The organism is Grimontia indica, from assembly GCF_000333895.2.
GTDB classification, from domain to species: Bacteria; Pseudomonadota; Gammaproteobacteria; order Enterobacterales; family Vibrionaceae; genus Enterovibrio; species Enterovibrio indicus.
Genome location: NZ_ANFM02000079.1, coordinates 1 through 8,480, shown reverse-complemented (window position 1 = coordinate 8,480; position 8,480 = coordinate 1). Strand labels below are relative to the sequence as shown.

Below are 8,480 nucleotides of genomic sequence, written 5' to 3'. Positions count from 1 at the left end.
GTGCCGCCCGTAGTCGAACCGTCTGTAGTACCTGTGGTAGTGCCGTCAGTACCGCCCGTAGTCGATCCGTCCGTGGTACCCGTCGTTGAGCCGTCAGTGGTACCTGTAGTCGAGCCGTCGGTGGTGCCTGTGGTTGAACCGTCGGTCGTACCTGTGGTGCTGCCGTCAGTACCGCCGGTGGTCGAACCGTCCGTCGTACCTGTAGTCGAGCCGTCAGTACCGCCAGTCGTTGAACCGTCGGTCGTACCCGTGGTGCTGCCATCAGTACCGCCCGTGGTCGAACCGTCCGTGGTACCTGTAGTCGAGCCGTCAGTACCACCGGTGGTCGAACCATCGGTGGTGCCCGTGGTGGTGCCATCCGTGCCGCCGGTGGTTGAACCGTCAGTGGTACCTGTGGTCGATCCGTCAGTGCCACCGGTGGTTGAACCATCAGTGGTGCCCGTAGTTGAACCGTCCGTCGTACCCGTCGTTGAGCCGTCGGTACCGCCCGAAGTTGAACCGTCTGTCGTACCTGTGGTGGTGCCATCAGTACCGCCGGTAGTCGAACCGTCCGTCGTACCTGTGGTTGAGCCGTCTGTGCCGCCGGTGGTTGAACCGTCGGTCGTACCTGTAGTGCTGCCGTCAGTACCGCCCGTAGTCGAACCGTCGGTCGTACCCGTGGTAGTGCCGTCAGTGGTACCTGTCGTTGAGCCGTCTGTCGTAACGCCGGGGCCACCATTTGGTGGATTTACGCCATCGGTTGAACCATCGTCCCCCGAGCCATCTGTTTTTCCATCTGTCGAACCGCTGTCGGTTATACCGCTGTCTGTCGAACCACCATCAGTTGAGCCAGTCTCTGTGCCGGGATCAGTAATTTCACTATCAGGGTTATTTGCACCAAAGGCGTTATCGCCTGAGTCACAGCCAACTACCAGCAGAACCGAAATTAATATTGCTAATTTGGTTCTGAGCTTGAATTCACGCATGTCATTTGCTCCCAGCAAATTATTCTAAGCACCGAATTGGACAACTATGTGTGAGAGGATTTGGTACAAATTAAGGCAGTTCAACAAACAGATTCATATGACTTCCATGGTCAACAGCCTTTAACCCTTAAAAAGAATTTCCCGTCCTAGCAGGCGCTATTAATGAAAAATATCGGACAGGGAAAAATAAACACAACACACCAGATACATTGAATATATAAGTAAGAGTGAATATGCAAACTTAAATGGAAGTGATGTTTTTCTATCAAATCATTTAATTTTTCATTTTTTAATAATGTTATCCATTAGATTTTAACTAACTCTAAACTCATGCTTATCTAGTTCTTTTCTGGTACTAAAAACACTAACTTTTGTGTTGTTATGCGGATCAATATCACATTAATGCATTTTAGATGCATCTAAGCGCTTACTGTTTTTGGTGCGTACTTTCATCACCTTATGATTTTATTGATCTTCCAAAAGACTCACATAACAAATTAAAATAGGTATCTACCTAAATTACATTAGGACTAGTTTTTAAATTAGCAATCCCTATATAAGTTAAAAAATAAAACTGATAAATACAAAGTTTGAAGATCATAAAATTCATCAAAATATAATCGTGACCAGCATTTAAAACTAGCCACAGCTGACAGTTAAACTAGTCAAACAATCGATGCTGATTTAATGGGATTTATATAAGAAGTGCAGAAAACCGTAAGATAAAGACTAAAAGTAAAAGGTATCAAAATTAAGGCATCCCGAATATAATTTATGTTACTATTATTTCCATATTAAAATTATGGAAATAGGTTAATATTCGATTTTATTAACTTTTTCTTGTATTACCTTATGACTCTATACTGATCCCTACAGATTGATGTTGACTGTTTGTCAGGAGTAATAAAATGCATGACCCCAAGTCGACTCTTTGCAGTGCCAACGGTAATCTAATCAATACTCCTGATAATGCTGCACAGTTAAGAGCCTCACCTCCCGTTATATGTTACCAAACGGATTCTCTTCCTTTTTTTGACATAACTTTCTATAAATCAGTCAGATCAGTATCTGTCAGAACACTGTTGTTTGACATACCGCCTCGGCAAGCGCGATGCTTTACTGTTCCCGCTGGCAGCTTCTTTCGCATTTCCTGTTTACACGGCTCTCAAGTTGGTGATTTAAACCTTTGGCAGCGCGACAATTTGAGTGAGCGCTTTTTCAGCGGAAAAACACGTCAGTTACATGCAACTCACCTAACCACAGGTGACAGGCTTTGGAGCAATATGCCTTATCTGCGCCCAATAGCTACAATCACCGATGATTCACTGCAATGGTATGGCTGGGATGATGACGGTGCTGGTGTACATGACGTGATTGGCACACGATGCGATCCATACACTCATCACAATCTTCATGGCGAAAATTACCATCACTGCTGCCATTCAAATCTCACCAAAGCACTTGCAGACAAGCTCGGTGTTAGTCAGAGAGAAGCAGAACCACATGTTCATGATGTGCTGAATGTGTTCATGTGCACAGGCTTTACGAAAGATACACATCAGTATTTTATGAAGGCGAGCCCAGCCAGAAAGGGGGATTATATTGAGTTCTTTGCAGAAACAGATTTGCTTGGGGCATTATCAGTCTGTCCAGGTGGAGATTGCGGTGCGACTCACTCTAGTGACGAGGCGGAATGCCACCCGCTGACTGTAGAGGTATTCACCGCGCCGGCTAAAAGTTTGAAGGATTGGACACCATTCCAACCCAGTGAATATCGCCCTGATTAGCTAGCGCGCTTCTTGCCCTTCCTGGCAGCCAACACAGTATCTGACTTCCGGTTTAATGGCTAAACGGGCGTCGGGGATATCCACACCACACTCTTCGCAAAAGCCGTACTCTTCATCTTCCAAACGCTGAAGTGCGGCATTCACTTCATTTAACTGGCTTTGAAAATACCTAAGATTGGATTTGGTCATTTCGTTTTGTTGAATCGCATCGATTCGCGCAACTCGACCGATGCAAGGTTGGTCCAGAGCAACAGGATCCGCTTGGCCTTTCAACAAATCTAGTTCTTCCAGAATGTGAGCTTTCAGGTTTTGCAGCCTTGCTTGATGTTCTGTCATACCGCGTCCTTGAAGCAGAATTCAACCGTTCAACTTTTAACCACACTACCAGAGATTCGAGGATTAAGACAAAAACTGAGGTTTTGTCGAAAGCCATAGGCAAACTCGTGGCTTCTGACCGGAAAGTTATCCATTCGCGTCGTGTTAGTGTTTTTAAAGACAACTCTTCTACGTGCAGGGATAACCGTCTTTACCCTTCTCACTGATACAGTTTCATTGTTCCAACAACATGCCCGCACCCTCCATCTAGAGCCACAAGATGAAGGATTGCATCGGACTATCGCATTTTTCTCTCAATCAGAAAGGGATTGGACGTGTCCCTATGTTGAACCACCTACAAGAAATAAAGGGGTAAACAATGAGCGATAACAAAATCGAAGAACTTCAGTCTCTACTGAATGTTCCGGATCCCAATGCTACAGCAGCCTCAAGTGATGTACAGACGCGCTCCCTATTCGGTGCCGCGCAGTGCCACAAAGGGACTGGCGTTCTAGCCGATATATTGAATGCTTTGCCTCCCGGAGGATTAGGCGGCAACGAAGAAGCCGCTTCTCCCTATCCGCCAGTCTCATTGCCTCAATACGACTTCACTACTTCTGCGCAACGGGCTTACGCCTTATCCAAAGCACGAAAAGAAAACACATTTGAATACCTCAAACTTCCCGGCGCTGTCGTTCACGGAAATGTTCAATGTGAAGACGTCGCAAACGCGAATGAATGGCGTTACCGGGGAGGCCTAGACGAGCAGGAATACAACTTCGATGTGAATGATGCCGACCCGAACTTCGCTGGGGTGCGGCTTTTTGAAGGGACGGTAGCCTACCTAGAGAAGCACTTTTGGACCATCGTACTGTCACCGGATATTGCCGCGAAGTTTATTAACCTTCTGACCGTCGTATATAGTGAATTGGCTGATGGCAGACCAGAGCGTATCACCTTCGAAATCATGGATCCCATCCTGCTTACCTTCCCGCACAGGAAGTGTAATACCGTCGATGAGCTCGACTTCTACCCCACTTTTTGTACCGACCATCCAAAATATGAAGAACGCATCAAGCAGTGGCCGAAAGCGCCATATGATAAAGATTTCCGTTCCGATGACTTGATTGGCTGGTTGGTTACTGCCGCACCGACACCAGTATTTAATTACTTCAAGCCTTATACCCATCACATGAGCAAGTTCCCCATTACAAATAGCCACTTCAGACGTGTTCAGGGGTTTGAATCTGATAATCTCGATCAGGCCATGGCAGAAGGTCGCCTCTTTATCCTCGATTTTGCCGACTTCCATGAGGAAACTGTCGCCAAACGCAATTTCGATAACTTCGGTGCCCGCCTACACGCAGGTATCTGTCTGTTTGCCATTCCTGCGAATGGTACTGGGTTGAAAACCATTGCTATTCAGCCAACACAAACCCCACAACCTGGCGGTTTTTGGAATGATATTGGATGGTTCTTCCTGGGTATGTTCGGGTATGGCGACCAGAAGCATCCGACTTCAAAAATCATCACAGCGGGAGATAACTACTGGGCTTGGCAAATGGCCAAGAACTGCATCACGACTATGACATCAATGGCAGGAGTTATCGATCACCTCTCCACCCATGTTTACCTTGGTCCGATTCCTGTGGCGTATTTCCGTAACATCACGGAGTACCATCCATTGCGGCCATTACTGGATACCCACTTGATGGCCTTGGTCACCAATAACCATATCGGCATATTCGAAGAAGTTGGCACCAGCGGACTGCCAAATGGTGAAGGGTATGAGTATACCTATGGCAACCCATACAATGGCCTGCTAACCGGCGCAATTCAGAGATTGTCTGGTTTCAGCAGCACAACCTTTGTGAACGCCACGCTACGAAGAAAAAATCACTACCATTTCTTCGAGCACAGCACACCGATTGATCGCATGGCCGACCCAGTCCTTGCACAGCTTGATGAATACCCGCAGCACGACGACAACGGACTGGCTCCTATCATCAATGAATGGGTCGATGGATATCTTCGCCTTTACTACCACTCTGACCAAGACGTCAAAGACGATACGGAACTTCAGGGCTTCCTCTATGAAACAACACATTATGGCAATGTAAGAGGCTTCCCGGATCATGCCGATACTCTGGATGAGTTGATTGATATCGTGTCCCGCATTATTTACTGGATGTCAGTCAACCACGCATTTGGCAGCATGGTTTCCTTTATGAAGCTGAGTGCCTTGGGGGTTTACCGTGACCATCCAATCGACCCACACTTCGGTTATACGGAGCGTGATTGGCTGAATATCTGCCCTCCAATGAATGTTGGAGCGGGCTTGTTTATGTTCTCGCGTATCTTTACCGACTTACCTGAGGATTGGCATCGCTCTCTCGGCAAATATCCCAAAGGACAATTCAAGCACGACCCAAATGTTTATCCGCTGCTTGATGTATTCCAGCAACAACTGCAAGCACTGGATGATGAAATCCGCGAGAAGAACTCGCGCCGTCGTTGGGCATACGACTTGAGAATGCCATCCACCATTACTGTCAGCCCTTGGAATTAACAGGAGTCTTATCATGGATAAGTTTGACCCATCCCGACGGGATTCAATGCGCAAGATGATCATTGCTGGCGGTGCTTGCGTAGCTTTGTCGCAAGTGAATTTGTGGAACCAACCACAGAAAGTACTTACCGCGCCAAAAGTGGATGACAAAGAGATTAAAGCGGCGGGCGAAGAACTGGCGCTGACCACGCCAGAGCAAGACGTCTTCGCCGTGATTAAGAAGAACCTGATGCGATCCAAAAACGTTACCGATGAGCAAATTGGCGACTTTTCACGACGCATCGTGGCAGCAAGCCCAGAAGGTACGGATTTCAAACAGGTCTTTTCCGGTTTGCAGAATGAGTTTCATCTGATGGAGCATTTCATTCGATATATCCATACCTAAGCGACTACGCAACTAAACGAGTGCCTTTGCCAGGTTGTGGTAGCGACAACCTGGCCTTTTTTAATCAGCTCTCAAACCCAATTAATACATTTATCCCTGCGCGCTCTGTCGGATAGCGATCTGGCGTCGAATGACAAGCCGACACCCTCTCCGTTTTATAACATTTGAGAATAAGAACTGAAGCCTTCGTAACGTCAGTTGGCATCTTTAGAGGGGATAAAGACATTGGAAATAAGCAGCCATACAAATTTAATGCAAGCGGATCAGGTGCGCAAAGGCATGATCATCAGCAAAACCTGTGCTGTCATCGCCAAAGGGAAAAGCCCTCAAACCACACAGCCAGGATACTCACTACAATCTATGCGCCATGGCGAGCCTGTTAATGAAGACGCTATTCGTGCTAAAGCGAAACAATTAGGCCTTAATCAACAAGAACAAGATCTTTTCGTGGTCATCAGACGCAATCTTGTTCATTCGAAGAAAGTCAAAGACGGGCAAATCGCCGCCTTTGCAAAGCATGTTGTCCAGTACTGTGATTCTGAAGCAGACATCTATAACGCGCTGAAAGGCATTGAACAGCAAATGGCAGTCATGGACCATTTCATTCGCTATATCCACGTGTAAAATATCTCCTGAAAACGCCTTATTTCCCTTGCCATTCTCTGCCGTCAGACATAGTAGTGCCTTAGGCTTTTAACCTGAGGCAAAAACCACCCTATTCCCCCCACCCAACAAGCTTGTCAGCCGCTTTTTTCAGTGACTCATTTTTTTACCGTATTTCGCCCCCTTAAATATGCAATATCGAGCCACATCTACTACTTTTAACAAAATACTCATTTGTGAAATTTGTGTAACACAAATGATTGGATAATTTCTTTATTATTTGGGTCTGGATCTATGGGGCACGTTAAAGTACCGAACAACGCGGAAGTTCTTTTTGTCAGTGGGTTAGCCTCATTCGTTCATGCAGGTGAAAAACAAGCTCTTAAACTAGGCACGCAACTTCATTCCGGCGACACAATCGCAATCGCAGAAGACACACTGATTGAGTTTCAGGGTGATGACGGAACCGTATTTGCCTATGTGGGTGGCGAAGTTGACAGCCTTACGGATTTACTGAATAACCGGAGCTTTGATGATGGGGAAAAAGAAAAGATCCGGGAGATCATTGATGCGATCAAGCTCGGACAAGACCCTACCCTAAATGAAGACGACGCAACTGCTGCGGGTACTGCACTATTAAGCTCTGGTTCAAATGGATTTTTTGTTTTGTCTCGATCGGCAAGCGAAACCATCGCGACTGCGGGTTATGACACAGAATCCTATGTTGAGCCTCTCTCCAGCCTTAGCACGAGAGAACAGAATTCAGAATCATTTCTCACAACACCAACAATCAGCCTCAGCGTCGATACCCTTACCAACGACAACACACCCACTATTTCAGGTAGTACAAACATACTGCCTGGTTCTGTCGTTCAGTTAACGATCACTGACTCGATTGGGAATGTCCAAACATTAACTGCAACGGTAGAAGAGGATGGTTCCTTCAGTATTGAAATCACCAACCCGCTGCCGGACGGACCTTTTTCAATTACAGCAACCGTCACTGACTCCCAGGGAAATGCTATCTCGACAACCGCCAACGGTCAGATCGATACACTCGCGCCTGGTGAGGGAACAGGTCCAAATGGGACCAATGAATCTCCTTTGGTTGAGATACCTGAAGCCTCTGGCGGTATCGGTGAAGAGGAACTCACCGACGGTGTGGAAATTTTGGTCACGCCACCAACCGGCACTGAGCCGGGCGATACCGTGACCGTCACTGTCACCCAACCTGACGGCTCTACCTCGGAGGTCACCACCACCGTCCCTGATGGCTGGACTGACGGCAGTGCGGTCTCTGTCGTGGTGTCTCCGGAAGATTTAGGCGGCGCTGGCGGTACCCTCCCGGATGAAGGCGATTACACCATCACCACCACAGTCACTGACAGTGCCGGTAACACCTCTTCCCCGAGCGAAACCATTACCGTCACCGTCGACACCACAGCACCAGGCGAAGGCACCGGTGAAAACGGTACCGATGAACTGCCTCTGGTAGAGGTACCTGAAGCCTCTGGCGGTATCGGTGAAGAGGAGCTCACCGACGGTGTAGAAATTTTGGTCACCCCACCAACCGGCACTGAGCCGGGCGATACCGTGACCGTCACTGTCACCCAACCTGACGGCTCTACCTCGGAGGTCACCACCACCGTCCCTGATGGCTGGACTGACGGCAGTACTGTCTCTGTCGTGGTGTCTCCAGAAGATTTAGGCGGCGCTGGCGGTACCCTCCCGGATGAAGGCGATTACACCATCACCACCACGGTCACTGACAGTGCCGGTAACACCTCTTCGCCGAGCGAAACCATTACCGTCACCGTCGACACCACAGCACCGGGTCAAGGCACCGGTGAAAACGG

6 protein-coding genes and 1 pseudogene are annotated in these 8,480 nt (G+C 47.8%); 5 read left to right on the top strand and 2 right to left on the bottom strand.

The features are described from left to right. A pseudogene (locus tag D515_RS24720) lies at positions 1–965 on the bottom strand (hypothetical protein); the annotation flags it as partial. 908 nt (positions 966–1,873) lie between these two features. Between D515_RS24720 and D515_RS24715 the strand changes: the two are divergent. Further along, the gene (locus D515_RS24715; RefSeq protein ID WP_002542784.1) at positions 1,874–2,752 is read left to right on the top strand and encodes an urea carboxylase-associated family protein; all 879 of its coding nucleotides are present in this window, start codon (positions 1,874–1,876) and stop codon (positions 2,750–2,752) included. Here the strand turns inward: D515_RS24715 and D515_RS24710 are convergent, their stop codons facing one another. Continuing rightward, positions 2,753–3,088 (bottom strand): TraR/DksA family transcriptional regulator, encoded by a 336-nt coding sequence (locus D515_RS24710; RefSeq protein ID WP_002542783.1) that lies wholly within the window; start codon positions 3,086–3,088, stop codon positions 2,753–2,755. Positions 3,089–3,446: 358 nt separating this feature from the next. Between D515_RS24710 and D515_RS24705 the strand changes: the two genes are divergently transcribed. From D515_RS24705 to D515_RS24690, 4 genes are all read left to right on the top strand, one after another. Next, the gene (locus tag D515_RS24705) at positions 3,447–5,636 is read left to right on the top strand and encodes a lipoxygenase family protein (RefSeq protein ID WP_002542781.1); all 2,190 of its coding nucleotides are present in this window, start codon (positions 3,447–3,449) and stop codon (positions 5,634–5,636) included. A gap of 13 nt (positions 5,637–5,649) precedes the next feature. After that, positions 5,650–6,021, top strand: a complete 372-nt coding sequence (locus tag D515_RS24700) for a hypothetical protein (protein WP_002542780.1) — start codon at positions 5,650–5,652, stop codon at positions 6,019–6,021. 252 nt (positions 6,022–6,273) lie between these two features. Then, a complete protein-coding gene (locus D515_RS25080) occupies positions 6,274–6,645 on the top strand; it encodes a hypothetical protein (RefSeq protein WP_002542779.1) in 372 nt (123 codons plus the stop codon). A 273-nt stretch (positions 6,646–6,918) separates the two neighbouring features. Further along, positions 6,919–8,480, top strand: a 1,562-nt coding sequence (locus tag D515_RS24690) for an Ig-like domain-containing protein (protein WP_039850688.1), incomplete at its 3' end; no start/stop codon positions are given.